General features: G+C 65.6%; 19 protein-coding genes and 1 pseudogene. 9 read left to right on the top strand and 11 right to left on the bottom strand.

What is annotated here, in order from left to right:
- Positions 1 to 37: 37 nt before the first annotated feature.
- From BMZ97_RS16260 to BMZ97_RS16240, 5 genes are all read right to left on the bottom strand, one after another.
- Positions 38 to 1,441, bottom strand: coding sequence for a sensor histidine kinase (locus BMZ97_RS16260; protein WP_175525591.1), 1,404 nt, complete (start codon positions 1,439 to 1,441; stop codon positions 38 to 40).
- A gap of 81 nt (positions 1,442 to 1,522) precedes the next feature.
- Complete coding sequence (locus tag BMZ97_RS16255; protein WP_092171608.1) at positions 1,523 to 2,194, bottom strand: response regulator; 672 nt, start codon at positions 2,192 to 2,194, stop codon at positions 1,523 to 1,525.
- Positions 2,195 to 2,346: 152 nt separating this feature from the next.
- On the bottom strand, positions 2,347 to 3,183 hold the full coding sequence (locus tag BMZ97_RS16250) for a heme ABC transporter ATP-binding protein (RefSeq protein ID WP_092171604.1): 837 nt from the start codon (positions 3,181 to 3,183) through the stop codon (positions 2,347 to 2,349).
- Positions 3,170 to 4,279, bottom strand: a complete 1,110-nt coding sequence (locus BMZ97_RS16245; protein ID WP_092171601.1) for a FecCD family ABC transporter permease — start codon at positions 4,277 to 4,279, stop codon at positions 3,170 to 3,172. The genes BMZ97_RS16250 and BMZ97_RS16245 overlap by 14 nt, the downstream gene beginning before the upstream one ends.
- Positions 4,276 to 5,232: a heme/hemin ABC transporter substrate-binding protein gene (locus tag BMZ97_RS16240; RefSeq protein WP_092171599.1), complete on the bottom strand. Its 957-nt coding sequence runs from the start codon at positions 5,230 to 5,232 to the stop codon at positions 4,276 to 4,278. Before BMZ97_RS16240 ends, BMZ97_RS16245 begins: the two co-directional genes overlap by 4 nt.
- Before the next feature lie 299 nt (positions 5,233 to 5,531).
- Here BMZ97_RS16240 and BMZ97_RS16235 point away from each other — a divergent pair, with 299 nt between their 5' ends.
- The 4 genes from BMZ97_RS16235 (at position 5,532) to BMZ97_RS16215 (ending at position 10,650) form a co-directional block, all read left to right on the top strand.
- Complete coding sequence (locus BMZ97_RS16235; RefSeq protein WP_092171596.1) at positions 5,532 to 5,879, top strand: heme-degrading protein HmuQ; 348 nt, start codon at positions 5,532 to 5,534, stop codon at positions 5,877 to 5,879.
- 68 nt (positions 5,880 to 5,947) lie between these two features.
- Entirely contained in the window at positions 5,948 to 6,433 is a 486-nt protein-coding gene (gene hutX / locus BMZ97_RS16230) for a heme utilization cystosolic carrier protein HutX (RefSeq protein ID WP_092172430.1), read from the top strand.
- A 462-nt stretch (positions 6,434 to 6,895) separates the two neighbouring features.
- A complete protein-coding gene (locus BMZ97_RS16220) occupies positions 6,896 to 7,909 on the top strand; it encodes an ABC transporter substrate-binding protein (protein WP_092171591.1) in 1,014 nt (337 codons plus the stop codon).
- Entirely contained in the window at positions 7,906 to 10,650 is a 2,745-nt protein-coding gene (locus BMZ97_RS16215) for a hybrid sensor histidine kinase/response regulator (protein WP_092171588.1), read from the top strand. Before BMZ97_RS16220 ends, BMZ97_RS16215 begins: the two co-directional genes overlap by 4 nt.
- Here BMZ97_RS16215 and BMZ97_RS16210 read toward each other — a convergent pair.
- Positions 10,614 to 11,351 carry a response regulator gene (locus tag BMZ97_RS16210; protein WP_092171586.1) on the bottom strand — a complete coding sequence of 246 codons (738 nt, stop codon included), beginning with the start codon at positions 11,349 to 11,351 and terminating at the stop codon, positions 10,614 to 10,616. The genes BMZ97_RS16215 and BMZ97_RS16210 overlap by 37 nt on opposite strands.
- Positions 11,352 to 11,741: 390 nt before the next feature.
- Here BMZ97_RS16210 and BMZ97_RS16205 point away from each other — a divergent pair, with 390 nt between their 5' ends.
- From BMZ97_RS16205 to BMZ97_RS16195, 3 genes are all read left to right on the top strand, one after another.
- Positions 11,742 to 12,632: a UbiA family prenyltransferase gene (locus BMZ97_RS16205; protein ID WP_092171583.1), complete on the top strand. Its 891-nt coding sequence runs from the start codon at positions 11,742 to 11,744 to the stop codon at positions 12,630 to 12,632.
- 13 nt (positions 12,633 to 12,645) lie between these two features.
- Positions 12,646 to 13,959, top strand: coding sequence for an FAD-binding oxidoreductase (locus tag BMZ97_RS16200; RefSeq protein WP_244546454.1), 1,314 nt, complete (start codon positions 12,646 to 12,648; stop codon positions 13,957 to 13,959).
- A gap of 273 nt (positions 13,960 to 14,232) precedes the next feature.
- Positions 14,233 to 14,526, top strand: coding sequence for a hypothetical protein (locus BMZ97_RS16195; RefSeq protein WP_139221235.1), 294 nt, complete (start codon positions 14,233 to 14,235; stop codon positions 14,524 to 14,526).
- A gap of 255 nt (positions 14,527 to 14,781) precedes the next feature.
- On the opposite strand, the gene BMZ97_RS16190 is transcribed toward BMZ97_RS16195, so the two are convergent.
- The 5 genes and pseudogenes from BMZ97_RS16190 to BMZ97_RS16170 all read right to left on the bottom strand — a co-directional run.
- Complete coding sequence (locus tag BMZ97_RS16190; RefSeq protein WP_092171578.1) at positions 14,782 to 16,911, bottom strand: alpha/beta hydrolase domain-containing protein; 2,130 nt, start codon at positions 16,909 to 16,911, stop codon at positions 14,782 to 14,784.
- A 201-nt stretch (positions 16,912 to 17,112) separates the two neighbouring features.
- A complete protein-coding gene (locus BMZ97_RS16185) occupies positions 17,113 to 17,490 on the bottom strand; it encodes a VOC family protein (protein WP_092172424.1) in 378 nt (125 codons plus the stop codon).
- A gap of 154 nt (positions 17,491 to 17,644) precedes the next feature.
- Positions 17,645 to 19,084, bottom strand: coding sequence for an aspartate aminotransferase family protein (locus BMZ97_RS16180; protein ID WP_092171575.1), 1,440 nt, complete (start codon positions 19,082 to 19,084; stop codon positions 17,645 to 17,647).
- Positions 19,081 to 20,085: an NAD-dependent epimerase/dehydratase family protein gene (locus tag BMZ97_RS16175; protein ID WP_092171572.1), complete on the bottom strand. Its 1,005-nt coding sequence runs from the start codon at positions 20,083 to 20,085 to the stop codon at positions 19,081 to 19,083. Before BMZ97_RS16175 ends, BMZ97_RS16180 begins: the two co-directional genes overlap by 4 nt.
- A 248-nt stretch (positions 20,086 to 20,333) precedes the next feature.
- A pseudogene (locus BMZ97_RS16170) lies at positions 20,334 to 20,699 on the bottom strand (EamA family transporter); the annotation flags it as partial.
- Positions 20,700 to 21,010: 311 nt separating this feature from the next.
- Here BMZ97_RS16170 and cynS point away from each other — a divergent pair.
- On the top strand, positions 21,011 to 21,499 hold the full coding sequence (gene cynS / locus BMZ97_RS16165; protein WP_092171567.1) for a cyanase: 489 nt from the start codon (positions 21,011 to 21,013) through the stop codon (positions 21,497 to 21,499).
- A 173-nt stretch (positions 21,500 to 21,672) separates the two neighbouring features.
- Positions 21,673 to 23,418 (top strand): alkaline phosphatase, encoded by a 1,746-nt coding sequence (locus tag BMZ97_RS16160; RefSeq protein WP_092171565.1) that lies wholly within the window; start codon positions 21,673 to 21,675, stop codon positions 23,416 to 23,418.
- The last annotated feature ends 11 nt before the right edge of the window (positions 23,419 to 23,429 follow it).

The following is a 23,429-nucleotide window of genomic DNA, read 5'->3' as shown; positions in this document are numbered from 1 at the left end:
ACAACCAGTAAGATGTGTATTGCCGGCGGGCTCTTCCTCAGCTCGTCGGCAATATGATTTCGGCGTGCAGGCCGGGCGGCGGCGTGCGTTCCGACAAGATGATGCGGCCGTCATGGGCGGCCACGATCTCGCGCACGATCGCAAGCCCCAGCCCGGTTCCGTCCGTGCCCGAGGACAGCCGGTAGAAGCGCTCGAACACGCGCTCGCGCTCGGCTTCCGGGATGCCTGGGCCATTATCCTCGATGCTGAGATGGATCTCGCCCGGCTCCCGCGTCAGGCGCACGCTGACGGCTCCGCCCTCGGGCGTGTAGCGCAATGCGTTTTCGACCAGATTGGCCACCATCTCCCGCAGCAGCGTAACATGGCCCTGCAGTTCCAGGCCGGTCACGTCGCCCTCGAAGGAGAGGTCTATGCTCCGGTCGAAGGCGAGCATGGCGCGGCTTTCGAGCGCGGCCCGGGTGATCCCGGCGAAGTCGACCGCCTCCTTGCGCATCGCCGCACCGCCGGGCTCCGCCCGTGCCAGCACCAGGAGCTGGTTGACGACGCGCGTCATGGCGTCGAGCCCGCCATCGATCGCGAACAAGGCCTCGGTCTTGGCCGTTGCCTCGTTCTCGCGCAGCCCGACGGTGGCTTGCGTCTTCAGCACGGCGAGCGGAGTACGCAACTGATGCGAGGCGTCGGCGACGAAGCGCCGTTGCAGCGTGATATAGGTCTGGATGCGCGCGAAAGCGTGGTTCAGCGCGTCGATCAGCGGCTTCAACTCGGTCTGGAGGTTCTCGGCGGCCAGGGGTCGAAGCGAGCCGGGATCGCGGGCGACGAGCTCGCTGCGCAGGCGCAGCAGCGGCGCCAGGCCCCTGTGAAGACCAAACAGCGCCAGTAGCGCCGCGATCCCGACGAGAAGCGTCTGATCGCGCAGCGATCTCAGCCAGAGTTCGGTGACGAGCCGGTCGCGGCCGCGCAAGCTCGTGGCGACCACGACGAGCGCGTTTCCGCCCGCCGACTTCGAGACGACAGGTTGGGACATCGCGACCGCCCGGATGTCCTCGACGCGAAACCGCGCCTCGAAATAGACCGGCTGGAGGTCGGTGGGTGGTCGCGGCGGTATCGCGACGTCGGGGAAGCCGGCGATCAATTCTCCCGAGGGCGCCATGACACGGTAGATCACATGGTCCCGGTCGGGCGAGGCGAACATCTCCAGCGCGGAGGGCGGGATCAGCGCCTCGACGCTGCCCTCATTGTCCTTCACCTGCTCTGCGATGACGCGGGCCGAGGCCAGCAAGGTACGGTCGGTGATCAGATTGGCGGTCGCGACCGCGCTGCGATGGGTTGTCCAGACATTGAATGCGACCACGCCGGCCAGCGGAATCAGCAGCCAGGCGAGCAATTCGCCGCGCAGAGTCCTAGAGCAGGATGCGAAGAAGTGGGAGCCGGTTTTTCGCATCGATCCTGCTCTCATTCTTTGGTGAGAGCCGGATGATTTCAGATGGGATCACCAAGTGATCCCATCTGAAATCATCCGGCTCTAGGCATCCTGCTTCCTCAGCGCATAGCCGAGGCCGCGCAAGGTGCCGATCGCGACGCCTTGGCCCTCGAGTTTCTTGCGGACGCGGTGGACATAGATCTCGATCGCGTTCGAGCTGGCATCGTCGTCGAGGCCAAACACGGTTTCGCTCAGGGTCGCTTTCGACACGACGCGGCCGGAGGCCAGGATGAGCGTTTCCAGCACCGCATGCTCGCGCTGCGTCAAGGACAGGACTTCGCCGGCCAGCAGGAACTGGCGCGTATTGGTCTCCAGTTCGAGCGCACCGAAGACGACGCGCAGGCTCTTGTCGTTTTGCCGGCGACGCAATTGCGCGCGAATGCGCGCCTCCAGCTCGTCGGGGTCGAACGGCTTGACGAGGTAGTCGTCGGCACCGGCGTCGAGCCCGGCGATGCGGCTGGTGACGGCGTCGTTGGCGGTCAGGATGATGACGGGCGTCAGGCCGCGGCGGCTCCTGAAACGCTGCAGCACTTCGAGCCCGGTCATTTGCGGCAGGCCCATATCGAGGATGATCACGTCGTAGTGCTGCGTCGACAGCGCCGCATCGGCGTCCGCACCGTCATGGACGCAATCGACGACATAGCGGCTCTTGCGCAGCAAACGGCCGAGCCAGTCCGAAAGCTCGCGATTATCCTCGACCAGTAAAATGCGCATCTGCCATCGCTGCCCGGGCGGTAGTGCTCCTTATGTTCCAAAAGCCGGGTGAGGGCAAAGCCAGGGCCGGTACGAGCCTGCCGCGCGAGCGTGACCGAGGGCTGTCGCCAATTTTCGACCAAAGCGCGCCTCATGCGGCTGTGCTCTCGCCATCACGCGGCGCTTTGCGCCCGGTGCTGTTGCGGCAACAGGAAGGGCAGGCCCGGCGCCGGCGCGCGGCTGAGCGAGAGGTCGACCTTGAAGACCTGGCGCAGCAGCGCGTCGTCCAGCGTCGCGGCGGGGGCGCCGCGGGCGACGATGCGGCCCTGATCCATGATGACGAGCTCGTCGGCATAGGTCACGGCAAGGTTGAGGTCGTGCAGCACGATCAGCATGGCGACGCCACGGCTGGCCAGGCTGCGGGCCATGTCCAGAAGCGCGAGCTGATGGCAGAGGTCGAGGCTGGCGATCGGCTCGTCGAGGAAGAGTGCTTGGGATGGCCCGGCTCCGCGCCCGGCCTCGAGCTGGCAGAGCGCGCGGGCGAACTGCACCCGCTGCTGTTCGCCGCCCGAGAGGGTCTGGTAGCTGCGCGCGGCGAGGTCGAGCACGCCGGCTGCGCTCAGGGCCTGACCGATCAGAGCTTCGCGCTGGCCACGCGACAGGCGGCGGCCGACGCCGTCGACGCCCAGCCGTGCGACCTCGTAGACGGTGAAGGGAAAGGCGAGCCTGGTCTGCTGCGCCATCACGGCGCGCCGCGAGGCAAGCCGCCAGCCCGGCACCGCAGCGAGCGCCTCGCCATCGAAGGATATTCTGCCTGCGCTCGGATGCAGTTCGCCGGTCAGGAGCTTCAACAGCGTCGATTTTCCCGCGCCGTTGGGGCCGACCAGAATGGTCGTGCGGCCTGGGCGCAGCTCAAGCGAGGCCTGATCGACGAGCTTGCGCCGGCCGATCGCGAAGCTCACGCCCTCGCAGGCGATGAGCGCGGGGCCGTGCTCGTCAGAGGTCGACATGGTTTGCCCGGCGCAGGAGAAGCCAGAGGAAGAACGGCGCACCGACCGCTGCGGTGACGATGCCGATGGGCAATTCCGCCGGGGCTACGATCAGGCGCGCGGCGATGTCTGCCCCGACCAGCAGGGTTGCGCCGCCAAGCGCCGAGAGCGGCAGCAGCAGACGATGATCAGGCCCGATGGCGAGCCGGATCAGATGCGGCACGACGATGCCGACGAAGCCGATGACGCCGGCTGTGGCGACGCTTGCACCAACGGCGAGTGCGACGAGCAGGATGGCGAGCCCCTTGATGCGTTGCACCGGCAGGCCGAGATGGTAGGCCTCCGCCTCGCCCAGCATCAGGGCGTTGAGCCCGCGCGCGAGCAGGGGCACTGCGAAGAGCAGAGGCAGCACGATCGGCGCGACGATGACGAGCTTGGCCCAGCTCGCCCCGCCGAGACTGCCGAGCGACCAGAAGGTCAGGTCGCGCAATTGCCGGTCGTCCGAGATAAAGGCGAGCAGGCCCGTGAGCGAGCCCGCAAGCGCGCCAAGCGCGACGCCGGCGAGCAGCATGGTCGCGGTCGAGGTGCGGCCCTGGCGCGTCGCGATCAGGTAGAGCGCCAATGTCGAGACCAGGCCGCCGCAGAAGGCGCCGACGGGCAGGGCGGCGAGGGGCAATTTGAAGCCGGTGCCGGCGAGGAGGCGGTCGCCCAGGACGATGGTCGCCGCGGCGGCGAGCCCCGCTCCGGCCGAGACGCCGACGAGGCCGGGGTCGGCGAGCGGATTACGGAACAGGCCCTGCATCAGCGCGCCTGAGATGGCGAGCGCCGCGCCGATCAGCATCGCGAGCAGCACGCGGGGCAGGCGGATGTTGAGCATGACCAGCGCGTCGCGCCCGGCAAGCAACTCGTCCTGGCCGGAGAGCTTGGCCATCAGAATCTCGGCAACGCGGGCCGGCGCGATCTGGACCGCGCCCTGACCGGTCGCGACGATCGCGAGCACGAGGCAGAGCAAGGTCACGCCGACGACCGCGAGGGCCGCCTGTCGCCTGCGGCCGGCCGCGAAAGCTGCAAGCGACGACAGGGCGGCGAGCTCGCCGGGACGGGCGGCAAGCGTCATGGTGCAGCCGCCGTGTTCAGCGGCGGGATCACGGCGTTGGGATAGAGCGCGGCCATGAGGTCGCGGGCGGCCGCCGGCGTGCGCGGGCCAAAGCCGAGCAGATAGAGGCCGTCCATGACGATATGGGCGCGGTGCGCCGCCGCCGGCGTCTGGGAGAAGGCGGGCAAGGCGAACAGCGCCTCGGTCGCCGTGTCGTGGTTGCCGCTGTTGCGCATCATCAGGATGGCCTCGGGCGCAGCTGCGATGATCGCCTCGTCGGTCATCGGCTTGTAGCCCTCGACCGCAGCCGCCGCATTGATGCCGCCGGCGAGATCGATGATCGCGTCCGCCGAACTGTTGCGCCCGCCGACCATTATGCGGCCATTCTGCAGTGAGAGCACGAAGAGCACCCGTCGCTTAGCCGGCAAAGTCGTGCGTAGCGTCGCCAGTTCGTCGAAGCGCGCCTTGGTCTGCGCCGCGAGCCGGCGCGCGGGCACGACCGCGCCGGCGACCGCGCCGATCGCCTCGATCTTGGTGACGACGCCCTCGGCGCTGGTGTCGTCGGGAATTCGTGCCAGGCGCACGCCTGCTTCGTTCAGCAGCGAGATCGCATCCGGCGGGCCGGCGCTGGTGATCGCCATGACGAGCGAAGGCTTGAGCGAGAGCACGCCTTCAGCCGAGAGGGCCCGGACATAGCCGATATCGGGTTTGTCCTTCAGCGCCTCGGCCGGGAACTGGCTGGTCGAGTCGACGCCCACAAGCCTGTCCTGGAGACCCAGGGCATAGAGCACCTCGGTGATTACGCCGCCGGCGGCGACGATGCGCTCGGGCGTCTGCGCGAAGCTGCGGGTGACGAAGGAGGCGGGGCTCGTCAGATCGATGGCGGCGATCAGCGTCAAGGCGAGGGCTGCGCCGAGTTCGCGCCGATTGAGGCGGCGAGCCGCCGGGGCGAGCAGGGCGTTGCGGCCGGCCATGAGATCATCTCCGTCAGGTGTTGATTGTCTCGCCCCGGCATTCGAGGCAAGTATTCGTTCTTTTTAATTCGTCTAAATTGGATTATGTTTCGGCGTTGTTGACGGAGATATTCGGTTTTACTACAGAGGGTCAAGAGCGGCTTGCCGGGCACGGTAGCCGCTGAACGCTTGTCGGCGAGGCGCATCCGGCGTCAGCCAGCGAGAGCGTTTTCGAGCGAAGTGGACACCGGTTCGCTTGAAAATGCTCAAACAGAACCACTCAAGCCAGCTCATCCGCCAGCCAAGTCAGGACAAATCCCATGTTCATCGCCATGAACCGCTTCAAGGTCGCCAAGGGAGAGGAGGCTGCCTTCGAGGCGGTCTGGTCGTCGCGCAAGACGCGCCTCGACGAGATGGCGGGCTTCCTCGGCTTCCATCTGCTGAAGGGCCCGGAGAAGGCGGATCACACCCTCTATTCCTCGCATACCAGCTGGGCCTCGAAGGAGGATTTCACGGCCTGGACCAAGTCCGAGCAATTCCGCGAATCCCATCGCAATGCCGGCCAGCCGCGGGAGACGCCGATGTATCTCGGTCATCCCGAGTTCGAGGGCTTCGAGACGGTGCTGAGCGAAAGCAATCCGCATCGGCCTCGCCAGGCGGCCGAGTGAGGGGAGGCGGTATGTCGATCTCGCAGGTGATCCCGCTGGCTGGCCAGGAACCGCTGGCGACCGACCCGATGGCGCGTGTCAGGCAGATGCTGGCGGCCAAGCCCGACGGCGTCATCGAGGCGATCGCCCGCGAGGTCGGCGTACCGACGCTTGCCGTGCTGGAGGAGACGCCACTGGGGCAGCGGACGGCGATCGCGCCTGAGCGCTTCGAGGCGCTCTGGCAGGACCTCTCGAACTGGGGGAGCGTGCTCTTCATCGTCCACACGCCCGATATCGTGCTGGAATGCGAAGGCACGCTGCCAGTCGGCTCCTTCGGCCATGGCTATTACAACATCCATGGCGACAGCCCGATCGGTGGCCATATCAAGGCCGAGAATTGCCGCGCGATCTATCTGGTCGACCGGCTTTTCCACGGGCGTCGGTCCTGTTCGGTGCAGTTCTTCAATGGCGGGGGCGAGGCGATGTTCAAGGTCTTCGTTCGGCGCGATACGAGCCGAGTGCTGATCGCCGAGCAGGTCACATTGTTCGAGGCGCTGAAGACCCGCTTCGCCTGACAGCCGGCGCAGCGGCCGCGCGCCGGAGCATTGATCCTGCTCCAGGCGAGGTGGCTGTTTAGCGTTTGGTAGGACATCCATGCGTTCCTCATGAGCTTGGTGTCGGAGCGGACCCGGTCGACGGGGCTGCCAATGAGGCGTCGCTGCTTGAGCCGATCGATCTTCGTCCTCGCGCTTGCGCTGTTCGCATGGCCCATGCCGGCGACCGCCTTTTGGCAGCGCTCGCATATCGGAGCCTGCAAGGGGGCGCGGAATGCCGCCGAATGGAATCGGCTGCAATGCTGGATCTTCGCGCCGGTCTATGAGTGGCCCATCCCCGAGGCGCGGGTTGATGCGCGTTATTGGCCACGCGACATGCCGCGCTGGCGCAAATAGGCCGCCTATTTCCCTAACGTTCTGACGCTCGACCTGCGCGGCGGGACATGGCACCGTTCGTATCGATCGCCGTGGTGAGCACGGCGCATGACGATCCTGGCGGCACGGATGCAGCGTCGGTCCTTTCTCTGTGGGTTGGCCTCCCTCACCGCGGGCTTCGCGTCGTCGTTCACCGAGGCGGCCGAACGCATGCGGCTTGCCGCCTTCATGATCGGCTTGCCGCTCGATCATCCGATCGTGCTGGCGCGGCTGGGTCTCCTGAAGCGCCTGATGGTGCAGCGCGGCTGGGTCGAAGGGCAGAATATTCGCTACCTCGTCCGCTCGTCCAACTCCGATCCGCAGACCCTGGCGACGACGGCGAGGGACCTGGTCGGCGAAACGCCCGACGTCATCGTCGCCGGCTCCAGCACCGAGACGGCTGCCGTCCTGGCCGCGACGCGCACGATACCGGTGTTGTTCTCGACGGCGTCCGATCCGCTCGGGAGCGGTTTCGTGCGTTCGCTCGAGCGCCCGGAAGGCAATGCGACCGGCTTCAGCAACAATGAGCCGTCGATGGCGGCGAAATGGGTCGATCTGCTGCGCGAGATTGCGCCCGCGACCGTGCGGATCGGCGTCATCTACAATCCGGTGTCCGCGGCTGCCGGAGGCGTGACCTATGTCGAGCATCTGCGCTGGAGCGCAAAAGAGGTCGGGATGTCACTGGTCAGCGCCCCGGTCGCGACCATGAGCGAGATCGAGCCAGCCCTTGCCGAACTCGCCGCGCAACCGGGCACGGGACTGTTTTTTCCGCCGGACAGCTTCACCTTCCGGAATGCCCGGGCGATCGCGCCGCTGGTGGCGAAGTACCGGATGCCGACGATGTACCCTTACGAGACCTTCGTCGAGGCAGGCGGGCTGATGTCCTATACCGGCGGTCGCGACGAATCCGATCTGGTCATGGCGAGCTATATCGACCTGATCTTTCGTGGCGCGAACGTCGCCGAGCTTCCCGTCCAGTTTTCGCGCAGCTTCGAGCTGGTGATCAATGAGAAGGCGGCGACGGCGCTGGGATTGACGATCCCGCTTTCGCTGCGCGTGCGCGCCTCGCGGATCGTGTCATGAGAAGGATCATCGACGCGGCCAGGCGCGGGCCGCGCGGCGCGCTCGCCCGCAAATATGCGGTGTTCGTCGGCTTCGCGATCAGCCTCGCCCTGGGCATCAATGGCATCGTCGGCACGATCTTCGCTTTCTCCGACCAGCGGGCGCTGGTGGCGCGTGTCCAGCAGGAGCAAGCGCAGGCGGCGGCGCAGCGCATCAGCGGATTTGTCGGTGATATCGCGCGGCAGCTCGATTGGGTTTCGCTGAACAGCTCGGGCGCCCTTGCCCTCGAAGAACTTCATCTCGATGGGCTGCGCCTGCTGCGGCAGGCCCCGGCGATCCTCGATCTCAGGCGAACCGACGCCGAGGGGCGCGAATTGCTGGCCTTGTCGCGCACCGGCCGCGACCGCATCGGCGCGGAGACGGACCTGTCCAGTGATCCGATCGTTCAGGCGATCTTGGCTCAGGGCAACTTCCGCAGCGATGTCGAATTCCGGCGCGGCTCCGAGCCTTATCTGCTGTTGGGAAAGCGGGTGACCGAAACGAAAGGCGGCGTGGTCCTGGCGACGGTCAATCTGACCTTCATCAAAGAGCTCGTCTCGCAGATGAAGGTCGGCGTGGAAGGCCGGGCCTATGTCGTCGACCGCACCGGCCGGCTGATCGCGCATCCCGATCTCCGCTTCGTCCTGAGAGGCACGAATCTGCTGCCGCTCCTGCGAGCCTATCCGCGGCCGGACATCCAAGGGGCGATGCTGCCCGGCAGCAGCCTGTCGACACGCGATATCGAGGGGCGGGCTGTCCTGTCGGTCGTCGCGCCCGTGCCGAATCTCGATTGGAGCGTCATCGTCGATCTGCCGCAAAGCGAGGCTTATGCGCCGATCTATGCTTCGATCCAGCGCTCGCTGATCATCCTCGCCGGGGCGCTGCTCGTCACCGTGGTGACCAGCATCCTGCTCAGCGGGCGCCTGGTTGCGCCGGTCCGGGCGCTGACCGAAGGCGCCGCACGGATTGGCGAGGGCCAGCTCGACGAGCGCATCGACATTCGCACCGGCGACGAGCTCCAGGAACTCGGGGACCAGTTCAACCTGATGGCTGAGCGCTTGCAGGAAAGCCGGAGCATCCTGGAGGACAAGGTGTCCCAGCGCACGGCCGCCCTCGCCAAGGCGCTCGACCAGGCATCGGCCGGGCAGCGCGCCGCCGAACAGGCGCGCGAATTGGCCGAGGAGGCGACGAAAGCCAAATCCCGCTTCCTCGCGGTGGTTGGGCACGACATCCGCACGCCCTTGTCAGGTGTGCTCGGCGTGCTCGAAATCCTCGACCGCAAGCGCATGAGCCAGCGCGACCGGCGGCTGGTCGAAATGGCGGCGACCTCCGGCGAGACGCTGATCGACCTTGCCAATGCGACGCTCGACCTTTCCAGGCTGGAGGCGGGCACTGAGAGCCTGGAGAAGCGTGATTACGAGCCGGGCCCCCTGCTCGCGGCGGCCATCGCGCTGATGCGGCCGGCAGCCGAGCGCAAGGGTCTCGCGCTGCGCCTCAGTATCGAGCCCGTCGACAGGGCGAGGCTCAACGGCGATCCTGGCAAGATCAACCGGATCGTGCAGAACCTTCTGCGCAATGCGATCAGCTTCACCGATGCCGGCGAGATCGAGGTTGGCGCCGCCCTGGAGCCGGCCGACGACGTATCGGGGCCGATGCTGGTGATCGCGGTGCACGATACCGGCATCGGCATCGATCCCGCCATGCAGCGCCGCATCTTCCAGGATTTCGTGCAGGTCGATCCCGAAACCGGGCGACGCTCCGGTGGGGTCGGTCTGGGCCTGGCGATCTGCACCAAGCTTGCGAATCTGATGGGTGGCTCGATCTCGGTCCTCAGCGAAGTCGGGGCCGGCAGCACCTTCTGGGTCAGGTTGCCGGCTGCTGCCGCAACGAGCGCTGTGCATTTGTCGCATGCGGAGACGACCGAGGCGCCGCTTGTCGTACTCGTCGTCGATGACGAGCCGGTTACGCGGGAGGTGGCGCGGATCATGATCACCAAGGCCGGGCACCGCGTGCTGACAGCCAGCTCCGGCGAGGCTGCGCTGGCGCTGCTGGCATCGAAGCGCGTCGACCTCGTGCTGCTCGACATGCACATGACCGGTATGGACGGCATCGAGACGGCTGCCGCGATCCGTGCCATCCCGGAGATCGCCTGCCCGACGATCGTGGCGCTGACCGCCGATGTGTCGCCGGAGACGATGCGCCGGCTTCTCGCGGCGGGCCTGACCACAATCGTGCCCAAGCCCGCGACGTCCGCGGCCTTGCGGCAGGTGCTGACGCGCAACGCGCGTAGGCCGGGCCGTCTGGCGAATGCGAACCTGTCTTCGGACCACCCCGTCGACGACGCCTTCCTCGACGAGCAGGCGCTGCTGGTGGGAGCCGAGCGGATGGTGCGCCTCGTTGCACTGTTCCAGACAGTCTCGGAGGATCTGCTGGAGCAGCTTGGCCGGGCGACCGAGCAGGGCGACCGCAAGGCGCTGGAGCGGGCGGCGCATCAGTTCGCAAGTTCGGCCAGCGCGCTGGGCCTAGGCCAGGCTGTGACCATCGCATCGACGATCGAGGCCGAGGCTCGTGTTGCATCCATGCAGGTCATGGTGCAGGCCGTGGCCGATCTGGAGCGGGCGCGCAGCGAGGCGCTGGCGGCGCTTGCATCGCGAAGCGCGACGGTTGTGAAGGGCCTCTCGGAGGATCAGGCGTTACGGTCGGCGAAGATGCCGAGCTTGTAGCCGATGCCGCTGACTGTTGCGATCACCCCCGGATCGCCGGCCCCCGTCAGCTTGCGCCGCAGCCGCGCCACGAGCGCGTCGACGGTGCGGGCGTCGACCTCGCCATGGCGGTTGCTGACGACCTCGATCAGGTAGTCACGGCTGAGCGGCCGGCCATTGCTGTCGACGAGCGCTGCGAGCAGGTCGAACTCGCCTCGTGTCAGGCGGATCGGATCGCCGTTGACCGTCGCCAGCTCGCGCCGCAGCAGGTCGATCATGAAGGGACCGAAGGTGATCGTGGTGCTGCGCCGCGCCGTATCGCGCTCGATCTTGCGACGGCGCAGCAGCGAGCGCGTCCGCGCCAGCAGATCGCGCAGATTGACCGGCTTGGTGACGTAGTGATCGCCTGCGAGCTCGAGCCCGACGATCCGGTCGATGTCGGTGTCGCGGCGCGTAACGAAGATGATGCCCGCGTCGGAAAAGCCCTGGAGCTCCTTGGCCAGGTCGAACCCGTCGCCATCAGGCAGGACGACATCGAGGAAGATCAGTTCGGGCTTGACCCGACGCACCACCCTGCGTGCCTCGGCGACGCTCTCGGCCTCCTCGACCCTGAAGCCCTGGTCGGCGAAATAGCCCGAGATCATGGCGCGCGTCACGGGATCGTCCTCGACGATGACGAGGCGTTCGCGATTCGCCGCTGCCGTTTCGCTCGTCGCGTTCATGCCCGAAGCGCACCTGTCAGATCAGATCCGGCCCGAAGCACCGGTCGTATGCGCCGAACCCCCCGGCGTGCCTGTACGATCCATCTGTCCGACGGGCTTTGCAAGGCGATGCGCGCGGGCGACGTGAATGCCGGTTCACGAAAGGGAGACATCTTGCTGGGAGAGCAGAGGTCTCTGGAGAGCGCGCTTGGCGCGGATATTCGCAGGCACCGGCAGGTAGACGTTAATCATGGCAAGCAATAGCGCCGCGTTGCGCTTTGTTTCTGCACTGGGATTTAGGATTTCTCACAGAAGAAAGCCTCGCCCGAATAGTGGAGATCTGGCTGGGCCTTGTGGCTGCGCGTCTTTGGCTCGCCGTCGGGCAGACTCTTGACGGAAGAGAAGGGTGACATGGCTTTCAAGGCGATGATCAGGGCAATGAGGCCGCATCATTGGCTGAAGAACGGGCTCGTCTTCATCCCGATCCTGCTGAATCACGACGTTTTCGATCTGGAGGCGCTCGGACAGGGACTCGTCGCCTTCATCTCCTTCAGCCTGATGGCCTCGTCGATCTATCTCCTCAACGACATCGTCGACGTCGAGGCTGATCGCCGGCATCCGACGAAATGCAAGCGTCCGCTCGCCGCCGGCGAGATCACCGCGCACCAGGCTTATATGGTGGTGCCCGCCTTGCTGGCCGGCGCTTTCGCCCTGTCCCTGCTGCTGCCGCAGCCCCGGCTTTTCGTGCTGGCGTTGACGGCCTATCTCGGTCTCGCTTTGGCCTATCTCTTCGTGCTCAAGCGCAAGCTCCTGGTCGATGTGCTGGGGCTGGCGGCGCTGCACACGTTGCGCATCCTGGCCGGCAATGCCGCCGCCGGGATCCCGCTCTCGTCATGGCTGCTTGCCTTCTCGATGTTCCTGTTCCTGAGCCTGGCGCTGGTGAAGCGTTATGCCGAGCTCAGGATCACGCAGGACCAGTCGGGGCTGAAAAAAGCCGGGCGCGGCTATCATGCCGAGGATATCGAGGCGCTCTCGCAGCTCGGCATGGCCTCGGGCTGCACCTGCGCCCTGATCCTGGCGCTCTATGTCGACAGCGCCGCGGTGAAGCAGCTCTACCGTCACCCGGAGCTGATCTGGCTGATCTGCCCGATCGTTCTCTACCAGATGTCGCGGGTCTGGTTCCTGGCCAGGCGCGGCCTGATGCCGGATGATCCGCTCGTCTTCATGATCCGCGACTGGCGCAGCCAGCTGACGGGTTCGCTGGTCCTGCTGATCATGGTTGCGGCGACGTTCCTGCCGTGAGCGAGATCCTGCTATGAGCGAGATTCTGCCGGAGTGCCGCTCCTGGGGTGGGCTCGTCGCTCGCGACACCGCGATCGTCGCGGCCGAGCCGTGGATTACCGCGCCGTCGCGGTATCGGGCGCCGGCCCTGGCCTACGGCAATGGCCGCTCCTATGGCGATTCCTGCCTGAACGATGGCGGCGCGCTCATTCTCGGCCGCAGCCTCGACCGAATCCTCGCCTTCGACCGCGTGAGCGGCCTCCTGACCTGCGAGGCGGGCGTGCTGCTCGACGATGTGCTGAAGCTTACGGTTCAGGCCGGCTGGTTTCCGCCGGTGACGCCCGGCACCGCATTCGTCACGATCGCCGGTGCGCTGGCCAATGACGTCCATGGCAAGAACCACCATCGCGCCGGCACTTTCGGCCGGCATGTGCGCGCCTTCGAACTGATCCGCTCGGATGGCAGCCGCCTGACCTGTGCGCCCGACCTGAACGGCGAGCTCTTCGCGGCGACCATCGGCGGCTTTGGCTTGACCGGCCTGATCACGCAAGTGACGCTGCAATTGATGCCGGTCGCCTCCGTCGAAATGCAGCAGGAGGTGCTGCATTTCGACGGGCTCGACCGCTTCTTCGCGATCGCGGCCGAATCGGATGCGAGCCATGACTACACCGTCGCCTGGATCGACTCGCTGGCGAGTGGCGCGAAATTCGGCCGCGGCGTCTTCTTCCGGGCCAATCATGCAAGGGGGGGCGATGCACCGCTCGCGCGCGCGAAGCGGCCACTGCCGTTCCCGATCAGGCCGCCGATCCCGCTGATCAACGGGCTGACCTTGCGCGCCTTCAATGCGCTCTACCGGGCGGCGCAACCCTCGTCGCCTGAGCCGCGGCGCATTCCCTATCGGCCGTTCTTCTATCCGCTCGATCGTGTCGCCAACTGGAACCGCGCCTATGGACCCAAGGGCCTGCGCCAGTTCCAATGCGCGGTGCCGATGGCCCATGCCCGCGAGGCGGTGGAGGTGATGCTGAGGCGCACGCTGGCGGCGGGTGAGGCTTCGTTCCTGACCGTGCTCAAGCTCTTCGGCGATCTGCCGTCGCCCGGCTTGATGTCGTTCCCGATCGCGGGGGCGACCCTGACGCTCGACTTTCCCAATCGCGGGGCGCGCACGGAGGCGCTGCTGGCGGAGCTCGACCGGATCACGATCGAAGCCGGCGGACGCGTGAATCCCTATAAGGATGCGCGCATGTCGCCGGCGACATTCGAGGCTTCCTTCCCGGATTGGCGGGAGTTTGCGCGCCATATCGATCCGGGGTTCTCGTCGAGCTTCTGGCGACGGGTGACGGCGGGTTGAGCGTCACGACGGTGAAGACCCGAGACGCTGCCATCATCTGAGCCCTCATCCTGAGGAGCGCTCCGCAGGAGCGCGTCTCGAAGGATGCTTCAGCGATCTCGGGAGCCTCCTGGAGCATCCTTCGAGACGGCCGCTGACGCGGCCTTCTCAGGATGAGGGCTGAGGAGATGCAAAAAATCTTCGTCTCCCTTTGAACCTCCCACGCTCCCGCTGCGACCAAGGATCATGGAGGGCGAATGGTTCGCCCCCGACTGGACCTCGGGAGATACCATCATGACCCGCTTCAAGAAGACCGCGACCGCCGCTCTGGCCGCTCTCACCCTCTCCACCGCCATTCTCGCCGGCGCGGGCAGCGCGCAGGCCTATCCGCGCCATCGTGGCTGGGGCGTCGGGGCCGGCATTGTCGGAGCGCTCGCCGTCGGCGGCCTGCTCGCGGCCTCCGCCAACCGCGCCTATGCCGAGCCCGTCTATGAGGATGATGCTCCGGTGCGCCGCTGCGAGATGGTCGAGCGCGTCAACCGCTTCGGCGAAGTCGTCGGCTATCGCAAGGTCTGCTCGCTCTACTGAGCGGCAAGCGTGGCCCGTATCGATCCGGCCCCTCGGCACCCCCGAGGGGCCGGATGGCGTTTGCAAGGACAAGATGCGCTGCGAGAGCAGGAACAATGCAAGAACCGGTGCCCACTTTTTCGCATCCTGCTCGAGAGCCGGATGATTTCAGATGGGGTCCCAGAGTGATCCCATCTGAAATCTGAATCCGTGTCTCATCTAAGAGTGAGAGCAGGAACAATGCAAAAACCGGTGCCCACTTTCTCGCATCCTGCTCTATGGAGCGAGCCGGATGGCTTCGCTGCGCGCCTTTTCCGTCAGCAAGGCTGCGTCCTCCGGCAGGAGATAACGCTTCGCCACCAGCGCATCGGCTGCCGTCTTCACCGTTTCGGCATAGGCGTGCGGCGTCGGGTAGCGCTCTTCGATCGAGAGGCGCGGGTCGCCGGTATCGAGGCGCTCCTGCCTGGTGCGGGCGAAGGGCACGAAGCTGCCCTGGAAGATGCAGAAGCCGTCCTCGAAGCGGTCCTTCCGGAACAGGTTCCAGCCGGTATAGGTGCCGATCGGCACGGCGGTGACGACATTGTTGATGCCGGCGAGATCGATGCCGTCGGCGTCGACCTGCGGTACCAGCACACCATAGCTGCCGGGCTTCGCGTGCGGCGGCTCCACGCTGATGACGCCCATGCCGTCGGCGGCGTTGTAACCCTTGCCGAAATCGAGCGGATGCAGCGGATTGGTCGCGCCAAGATAGCGCAGGGCCGGGCGCACGACATTGCCATAGCTATTGGCGGGGATCGTTGGGAAGCGGACGAGATCCGGCGTCACCAGCGTACCGTCGGCGATGCGCGGCACGGCGGAAGGCGGCGGAGCGATGCCATCCCGGACCCAGCCTGTCAGCGCGGTGAGCAAGGCGCGCATCGTCCAGTTATGCGGGTTGGGATTGGCCTGCTGCTGGCATTGGCCGAAGGGCGCAGCCGTCGGCAGTGGCAGGGGCGGCGGGCTGTGCTGGGTCGAGGCCATGATGTAGGTGCGGACATTGGCCGGATCGGGAATGTCGCGCAGGCCCAGCGGATCGGTCAGGCCGAGCGACTGGCGCGCCTCCCAGATCTCCAGCGCCGTCGCGGCATGGAAGATCAACGGGCAGGCGCCGTCCCTGCGGCAACGGTCGAGAATGCCCTGCCGCCGCCCGGTCAGCGGGTCCTGGACGCGGGCGTAGTTGAACGGGAAATCATAGGCCGGATAGAGGTGGTCGATCTGTTGGCCCCAGGCGCGGCCAGGCTGGGCGAAGCGCAGCGAGAGCGGCATCAACCCGCCGCCGATATGCGGCAGCGCCGCGTCATAGGCTTTCCGGCCAGCCTCGTCCCGGTTGAAGCCGAGCTGCAGGAAGGAGCGGATGAAGCGGCCCGATTGCGAGGTGCCCATCACCATCGCCTTCTGGCTGCGCCTGCCGATCGGGTTGAGCGTGCCGGCCTGGTCGGCCTTGGCGTCGCGCAGGAAGACGGCGAGGTCGCGCGCGGCGGCGTAGCCGAGGCCGAGCACGGTCGGATCCTTGGCGCGATAGATCAGCTCGTAGAGCCGCCCGGGTTGGAAGCCGGCGGGCAGGCAGATCGCCTTGGCGTCGGGCTTGACCGCTCCGTCCGCGGCGCAGTTGCCGAAGCTCCATTCGCTGTTGGGCACCGCCGTGCGCGGTGCATTCTCGCGGGTGCGCACCGTCAGCGTCGGCAGGAAGCCGTCGGGCAAGGGCGCGCGGTTGTCGGTGCTGACGGTCGGATAGGAATCATGCGTCATGCCTGTGAACCAGCCGCTCGACAGGTTCTGGGTCTTGGCGGCGTCCGTCACCACGAATTCGGCGCGGACGAGGCCGGTGACGGGCGAGCCGTCCGGGTTGCGCGCCACAGGCGCCTGCATGGTCATGCGGTTGTTGCCGGGCAGCAGATCGGCCTGCCAGCCGAACCAGATCATGCTGTAGCCCTGTCGCTGGAGGAAGCCGTCGCCGGGTTTGGCGAGCGCGTTCATTTCGGCGACCGTGCCGGTGTTGAGATTGAAGGGCTGGAGCAGCCCCTTATTGCCGCGGTTTGGGATGTTGAAGAGCAGGATGCCGTTGCCCGTGCCCTCGTCCTTCGGCCTGAGGATGTCGATGTCGGTCGTGTATTCGACCATGCCGTGGGCATTGCGCGGGGCAAGCGCGAGGTCTTGGATGCGGGCATTGGCCGGGTTCTTCGGATCGACCTCGCCGAAGGCCTTGCCGGTGATGCGCTCATAGGCGCCGACGGCGCCGAAGGATTGGCCACCGAAGGCAGGTTCGGTTTTGGCGATCTCGATGCGGGTAATCTTGGCCTTCGCCGGCTGCGAGGCCGAAAGCGCGCAGGCAACCAGCATGGCTGCCGCAATAAAGCGACGGATCATCTCGACTTCCTCCAGGACGCCGATCCTGGTTCAGCCGGATCGGTCGAAGTCCGAAGGTTAGGAGCGCATCGGCGTTGCCGCAAATACCCTGATGCTGCAGGGCTTCGATCTTGCGTCGGCTTGTCCCGAAAACCGGTTCCACCTTTTCGGGCCGATGCTCCGAGATTTCCGCAGACGGGCCGTCGGGAGACGATCCCGGCTTCAGCTCGTCGCGTGACAGACGGCCTCGAGATTCCAGCCTTCAGGAGCGATGACGAAGGCGGCGTAGTAGCTCGGCCCGTAATGCAGTCGCAGCCCAGGCGCGCCATTGTCGCGTCCGCCGGCCAAGAGCGCCGCAGCGTGGAAGGCATCGACCGCGGTGCGCGTCGGTGCATTGAGGGCGAGGTGGAAACCCGGCCCAGGCGAGGCGGTTCGCGGCCGCAGTTTCAGCGCCAAGAGGTCGCCGCCGCCGGGCGGCCCATAGCCGGCGGCATCGGGAGCGGTCCAGACGCGCTGGAGGCCGAGCGGGGCGAGGGCCGCATCATAGAAGGCGATGGCGGTGGTGAGATCGCGGACGCCGAAGGAGAGATGGCCGAGCATGAAGCGCTCCTGTTTCGGCAATCCTTGGTTTCGGCAATCCTTGCCTTGAGCTTCCGTCAGCGCATGTCAGCGGCTGCCGTAAGAAAAGAATTCCGCGCGAACGGAAAAGGGCCGGCGAACCGGCCCTTCGCAGCATAACGGGTGGCGGCTGGCCTCAGCCCTTCGCCACTGCGACCTTGCGCAGATAGTCAGTGACGATCTTGGTGATGCCGCGCGAAAGCAAATCGTCGAGCGCCGCGACGAATTCGTCGCATTGCTCGCGGGTGACGATCAGCGGCGGCTCCAGGCGGATGACATTGCGGTTGTACTCGGTGAAGGCGACGAGCATATCGTAATCCTTCAGCAAGAGCGCGCCGATGAAGCCGCAGAGCGAGCCTTTCAGCTTGTCGTCGAGCAATGCGACCATGTGCTTGAGGCCAAACGGCATGGTCTCGCTGATGTCGTTGAACTCGATGCCGATCATCAGGCCGCGCCCGCGGATCTCCTTGAGCAGGCTCGGATGCTTCGCGCGCAGGCCGTTGAGCTTCTCGATGAGATAGTCGCCCTGGCGCTGGGCGTTGCCCATGAGGTCTTCCTCATAGAGCACGTTCAGCGCCTCGATCGCCGAGATGCAGGCCTCGCCCATGCCGCCGAAGGTGGCCTGGGCGTGGATCAGCGCGGTCTTGGGCTTGCCGTAAGCCTTCATGTAGATTTCGCGGCGCGCGATCATCGCGCCCATCGCCGCCTTGGAGCCGCCAAGCGCCTTGGCGAGTGCGGTCACGTCCGGCACGACGCCGTCACGCTCGAAGGCGAAGAACTGGCCGGTGCGGCCGAGACCGCACTGGACCTCGTCGGCGACCCAGAGCACGCCATGTTTGTCGCAAAGCGCGCGCAGCTCGCGCCAGAAGCCCACCGGCGCCTCGACGATGCCGCCGCCGCCCTGGATCGTCTCCATCACGACGATGCCGATCGCAGGATCGCTCTCCAGGGCCAGGCGCACGGCTTCGATGTCGCCGAAGGGCACCTTCACCCGGTTCTCGACCAGCTTGAACTGCGACTGGTAGAGCGTGGAATCCGTGACCGAGAGCACGCCCTTGGTCTTGCCGTGGAAGGAGTTCGCCGCGTGCAGGATTTTCGAGCGCGCCGGTCCCTGCGCCTGCTCGGCGACCTTCAGCGCCGCCTCCATCGCCTCCGAGCCGGTCGAGCCGAGGAAGACCATGTCGAGATCGCCGGGCGCGATCGCGGCGAGGTTGGCCGCTAGCGCCGAGGCGTATTGCGACATGAAGGCCATGCAGATCTCATGGCGGTTCTCGTCCTGGAATTTCTGCCGCGCCGCGACGATGCGCGGGTGGTTGTGACCGAAGGCGACCGAGCAGAAGCCGCCGAAGAAATCGAGGATCTTGCGGCCATCACGGGTGATGTAATGCATGCCCTGGGCGCTATCGACGATGATCTTGTCGAAGCCGAGCAGTTTCAGGAAATGCACCTGGCCGGGATTGACATGGGCGGTGAAGAGTTCGCGCACGGTCGTGGCGTCGAGCTGCTTGGCCTCCTCGACGCTGTAGAGTTTCGGGCGAGCCGGCGCAGCGTCGGTCTTGAAAGCGGGCATGCTCATGCTGCGAGGCTCCTCTGCGCCTGATTCCGGATGTCTTTGCTCTTGCGGTATTCGGTGTAGGCGGCGAGCAGCATGTCCTCGTCGCGGTGCTTGGGCGTCCAGCCGAGCTCGCGCTTGGCCTTGGAGGTGTCGAGAATGCAGATCTCGTCGGCGATCATGTACTGCTCCGGATCCATGATCGGCAGGTTGATCCAGTCGAGCGTGTTCAGCGTCAGCTTGACCAGCGGCGCCGGCGTCGGCAGCAGGATCGATTTCGAACCGGCATGCGCGATAAGATCGCCGAGCAGCTTCTTCACCGGCGGCGGATCGTCCGAGCCGAGATTATAGGCGCTGTTGGGGAAGCCGGCCTTCCAGGCCGCTATGCAGGCGCTGGCGCAGTCGAACACCGAGATGAACTGATAGGGGTTGTTGCCCGAGCCGATCATCGGCACCGGCAGGTTCAGGTCGATCAGCGTGAACAGCTTGACCAGGATGCCGAGCCGGCCCGGCCCGATGATCAGGCGCGGCCGGAAGATCGGGATCTGGAAGCCTTTTTCGCGATAGCTCTGCGCCAGCGTCTCGGTGGCGAGCTTGCTCTCGCCATATTCGCCGAGCGGCTTGGCGGGATGGGTCTCGTCCTGCGGCACGGTGACGGAATGGCCGTAGATCATGTCCGTGGTGAAGTGGACGAGCTTGTTGGCGCCGTTCTTCTCCATCCAGGCCAGGATATTGGCGGTGCCGTGATAGTTCACCGGCCAGAAGAAATCGTGGCGCTCCTTGCGGGTCACGATGGGCGAAAGCATCTTGGCCGAGAGGTTGTAGACGAGGTCGTCCTTGGCGAGCGGGATGGCGCTCACGCTCTCGGCGCTGGTCACATCGATCTGCTGGAACGGCACCTTGGCGTAGTGCCCATGGCCGCTCTTGACGATGTCGGCGACCAGCACCTCCTCGCCCATGGCCGCCAGATCCGCGGCCAGATGCGAGCCGACGAAACCGTCTCCGCCGATGATGATATGTTTCATGGGTTCAGGTCTTCCGGACGAGAGCATTTTCGAGCGAAGTGGACACCGTTCGCTGAAAGAAAATGCGTTAAAACAATGCCTTGGAGCAATTGAGCGATCCGGCTGGATCGGAAATTGCTCTCAGGTCAGCGCGGCAGGCGCGGCGGAGTACGGACCGGCACCGGGACCGGCCGCAGCACGGGTTTTGGTTCCAGCAGCGTGCCGAGACGAAGGAAGAGGCGTGCGATCAGATCCATGTCGGTCCCTCAGCTCTGTGCGATGAAAATGGTGCCCAGCACGATCAGTCCGATGCCAGCAATGCGGGCAGGGCTCAGATCCTCCTGGAAGAAGAAATAGGCGTAAATCGCGACCACGACGTAGGCGAGGCTCAGGAACGGATAGGCGTAGCTGATCTGAACCTTCGACAGCACGATGAGATGCGAGGCCATGCTGACCACGAAGGTGCACAGGCCGAAGAAGACGAAAGGGTTGAAGACGACGCGCAGGACCGTGGCGATCAGCCCGTCACGGCCGGGGTCGAGTTGACCCAGGCCGGTCATGCCGCGCTTGAGCATGAGTTGAGCTGCGGCGTTGGTCAGCACCGTGAACAGGATCAGGGGAATATAGGAGTTCATCGGGCGATCAAGTTTTCCGCGTGGTCGATGGACCTCTGGATGACGCAGAAATTACTTCAAACACCTTACATTGCGGTCCTTACTTCCGCGTAACGTTAAGACGATCCTGCCGGAATCTCATAAAGTCGGAATGACTTCACTTCGCGCCCGCAAGCGGCGCTCGCGCGAGCGCAAGGCCTTGGCCCGCCGTTTGCTACTCATGGCTGGGATCACCGGCCCGTTCGACGCGTTCGACGCCACCGGCCGCCTGACCAAAGGCCGCGTAACGCTGGCTCGACCGATATTCAGCACCGCCAAGGAGGACGCAGACCATGAAGCGCGAAGAACTCACCGAGAAGATCCTCGACATCAAGCGCGAGAAGGGCTGGAGCTGGAAATACATCACCGCGGAAATCGGCGGCATGTCGGAGGTGCTGATCGTCGGCGCGCTCCTGGGCCAGATGAAGCTGGTCAAGCCTCTGGCGGAGAAGGCTGCAGCTCTGTTCGGCCTCACCGAGAACGAGAAGCGGATGCTCAATGAGGTGCCCTATCGCGGCACGGGTACGCCGATGCCGCCAACCGACCCCCTGATCTATCGCTTCTACGAGATGGTGATGGTCAACGGCCCGGCCTGGAAGGCGTTGATCGAGGAAGAATTCGGCGACGGCATCATGTCGGCGATCGACTTCGACATCGAGTTCGAGCGTGAGCCGAACCCGAAGGGCGACCGCGTCAAAATCGCGATGTCGGGCAAGTTCCTGCCGTATAAATATTACGGCAACGAGCAGGGCATTCCCGATTACGGCGTCAAGGAGGCGTAGCCTGCCGGTTTATGGCACCGTGCGGGAGATGGCAGTGGGCGTTCGAGGAGTGCGCGAATATTGTTATAGTATAACAATCTCGACTTCATGAAGGCGCATGTAGTAATCGTACTGTCACATGCGCTTCCTAACGGTCGCCGGCGGATATCGAACGGGTTCGAGCGGAGACGGACATGCGCGCGCAAAAATGGCTGATGACGATCCTGGCGACAGGGCTTGCCGGGGCCACTCCCGCGCTGTCTCAGACGATCTATCCGATCAACCGGGCTGAAATCCTCGAGGGCTCGCGCTTTGATTTCAAGGTCGAGTTCCCGAACGCGCCGACCTCGGCCGATGTGGCGGTCACGATCAACGGCAAGCCCGCGGCCGAAGTCTTCGGCAAGCCGACCGCCTTCACCCAGAACGAGGAAGGCCAGAAGCATTCGGCGCTGTGGTTGCGTGGCGCGACGCTGCCGGCCGGCAACTACGTCGTCGAGGCGACGCAAGGGGCCAACAAGGCGACGGTGAAATGGGAGGTCTTCGCGACGGCCCAGCCGCGCCGGGCCAAGAACGTCATCCTGTTCATCGGCGATGGCATGTCGGTGGCGCATCGCACCGCGGCGCGGATCATGTCCAAGGGTTGGGAAGAGGGTCGCTTCAATGGCGAGCTCGCCATCGACGACATGCCGAACATGGCGCTGATCTCGACCTCGGGCAGCGATTCCGTCGTCACCGACAGTGCCAACAGCGCCCATGCCTACACCACGGGCCACAAATCCTGCGTCAACGCGCTCGGCGTCTACTGCGCCAAGAACGCGCTGACGCTGGACCACCCCAAGGTCGAGACCATCTCGGAGCTGATCAAGCGCCGCAACACGATGACGGTCGGCGTCGTCACCAATGCCGAGATCGAGGATGCGACGCCCGCCGCCATGGTCGCCCATACCCGCCGGCGCTCGGATTACAACGACATCGTCAAGATGTTCTACGATGTGAAGCCGGACGTGATCATGGGCGGCGGCTCGCCGAATTTCCTGCCCAGGACGACGCCGGGCTCCAAGCGCACCGACGATCTCGACTTCATCGCCCAGTTCAAGACCGCCGGCTACACGATCGCCACGACCAAGACCGAGATGAACGCGGCCGCCGCTGCCGGCACCAAGAAGCTGCTCGGCCTCTACAACACCAGCAATGTCGACGGCGCCTTCGATCTGCGCCTCGCCAAGAAGGGCAGCATTGCCAAGTTCCCCGACCAGCCCGACGTCGCCGAGCAGACCAAGGCTGCGATCGACATGCTGAAGAGCAATGAGGACGGCTTCTTCCTGATGGTGGAGTCCGGCCGCATCGACAAATACAGCCACTCGCTCGATTGGGAGCGGGCCGTGTTCGACACGATCATGCTCGACAACGCCGTCAAGATCGCCAAGGATTTCGCCGGTGAGCGCAACGACACGCTGATCATCGTCGTGCCTGACCACACCCATGCGGTCTCGCTCGTCGGCACCTATGACGACGAGCGCCCGGGCCAGCTCCTGCGCGACAAGCTCGGCACCTATGCCGATGCCAAGGCGCCGAATTACGGTCCGCTCGACGCCGATGGCTATCCGACCAATGTCAACACCTCGCGTCGCCTCGCCGTGGTCTTCGGCACCTATCCCGACACCTGCGATACCGGTCGCCCCTTCATGGATGGCGAGCGCGTTCCGGCGGTGAAGAGCGCCGACGGCAAGACCAATGTCGCCAACGAAGCCGATTGCACCGGACCGCTGGCGACGCGCAAGGTCGGCAACCTGCCCTTCGATGCGAATTCCGGCGTGCATTCCGGCGACGACGGCATCTTGACCGCGATGGGCCCGGGCGCCGAGAAATTCCGTGGCCACAAGCCCAACACCTATGTCTTCCGTGTGATGGCGGAGGCGCTGGCGCTGGGCGGCAAGTGAAGCCGGGCGGC

The sequence above is a fragment of the Allobosea sp. OK403 genome (assembly GCF_900113835.1).
In the GTDB taxonomy this organism is placed as follows: Bacteria; Pseudomonadota; Alphaproteobacteria; order Rhizobiales; family Beijerinckiaceae; genus Allobosea.
This window is presented reverse-complemented; position numbering and strand designations above follow the sequence as displayed.

Coding starts and splice junctions, on each gene's coding strand:
- BMZ97_RS16255 (WP_092171608.1), bottom strand. CDS start 2,194: ATGCGCATTTTACTGGTCGAGGATAATCGCGAGCTTTCGGACTGGCTC.
- BMZ97_RS16160 (WP_092171565.1), top strand. CDS start 21,673: ATGCGCGCGCAAAAATGGCTGATGACGATCCTGGCGACAGGGCTTGCC.
- BMZ97_RS16240 (WP_092171599.1), bottom strand. CDS start 5,232: ATGGCCGGCCGCAACGCCCTGCTCGCCCCGGCGGCTCGCCGCCTCAAT.
- BMZ97_RS16235 (WP_092171596.1), top strand. CDS start 5,532: ATGTTCATCGCCATGAACCGCTTCAAGGTCGCCAAGGGAGAGGAGGCT.
- BMZ97_RS16180 (WP_092171575.1), bottom strand. CDS start 19,084: ATGAGCATGCCCGCTTTCAAGACCGACGCTGCGCCGGCTCGCCCGAAA.
- BMZ97_RS16185 (WP_092172424.1), bottom strand. CDS start 17,490: ATGCTCGGCCATCTCTCCTTCGGCGTCCGCGATCTCACCACCGCCATC.
- BMZ97_RS16250 (WP_092171604.1), bottom strand. CDS start 3,183: ATGTCGACCTCTGACGAGCACGGCCCCGCGCTCATCGCCTGCGAGGGC.
- cynS (WP_092171567.1), top strand. CDS start 21,011: ATGAAGCGCGAAGAACTCACCGAGAAGATCCTCGACATCAAGCGCGAG.
- BMZ97_RS16175 (WP_092171572.1), bottom strand. CDS start 20,085: ATGAAACATATCATCATCGGCGGAGACGGTTTCGTCGGCTCGCATCTG.
- hutX (WP_092172430.1), top strand. CDS start 5,948: ATGGCGCGTGTCAGGCAGATGCTGGCGGCCAAGCCCGACGGCGTCATC.
- BMZ97_RS16260 (WP_175525591.1), bottom strand. CDS start 1,441: ATGCGAAAAACCGGCTCCCACTTCTTCGCATCCTGCTCTAGGACTCTG.
- BMZ97_RS16205 (WP_092171583.1), top strand. CDS start 11,742: ATGGCTTTCAAGGCGATGATCAGGGCAATGAGGCCGCATCATTGGCTG.
- BMZ97_RS16245 (WP_092171601.1), bottom strand. CDS start 4,279: ATGACGCTTGCCGCCCGTCCCGGCGAGCTCGCCGCCCTGTCGTCGCTT.
- BMZ97_RS16220 (WP_092171591.1), top strand. CDS start 6,896: ATGACGATCCTGGCGGCACGGATGCAGCGTCGGTCCTTTCTCTGTGGG.
- BMZ97_RS16200 (WP_244546454.1), top strand. CDS start 12,646: ATGAGCGAGATTCTGCCGGAGTGCCGCTCCTGGGGTGGGCTCGTCGCT.
- BMZ97_RS16215 (WP_092171588.1), top strand. CDS start 7,906: ATGAGAAGGATCATCGACGCGGCCAGGCGCGGGCCGCGCGGCGCGCTC.
- BMZ97_RS16210 (WP_092171586.1), bottom strand. CDS start 11,351: ATGAACGCGACGAGCGAAACGGCAGCGGCGAATCGCGAACGCCTCGTC.
- BMZ97_RS16190 (WP_092171578.1), bottom strand. CDS start 16,911: ATGATCCGTCGCTTTATTGCGGCAGCCATGCTGGTTGCCTGCGCGCTT.
- BMZ97_RS16195 (WP_139221235.1), top strand. CDS start 14,233: ATGACCCGCTTCAAGAAGACCGCGACCGCCGCTCTGGCCGCTCTCACC.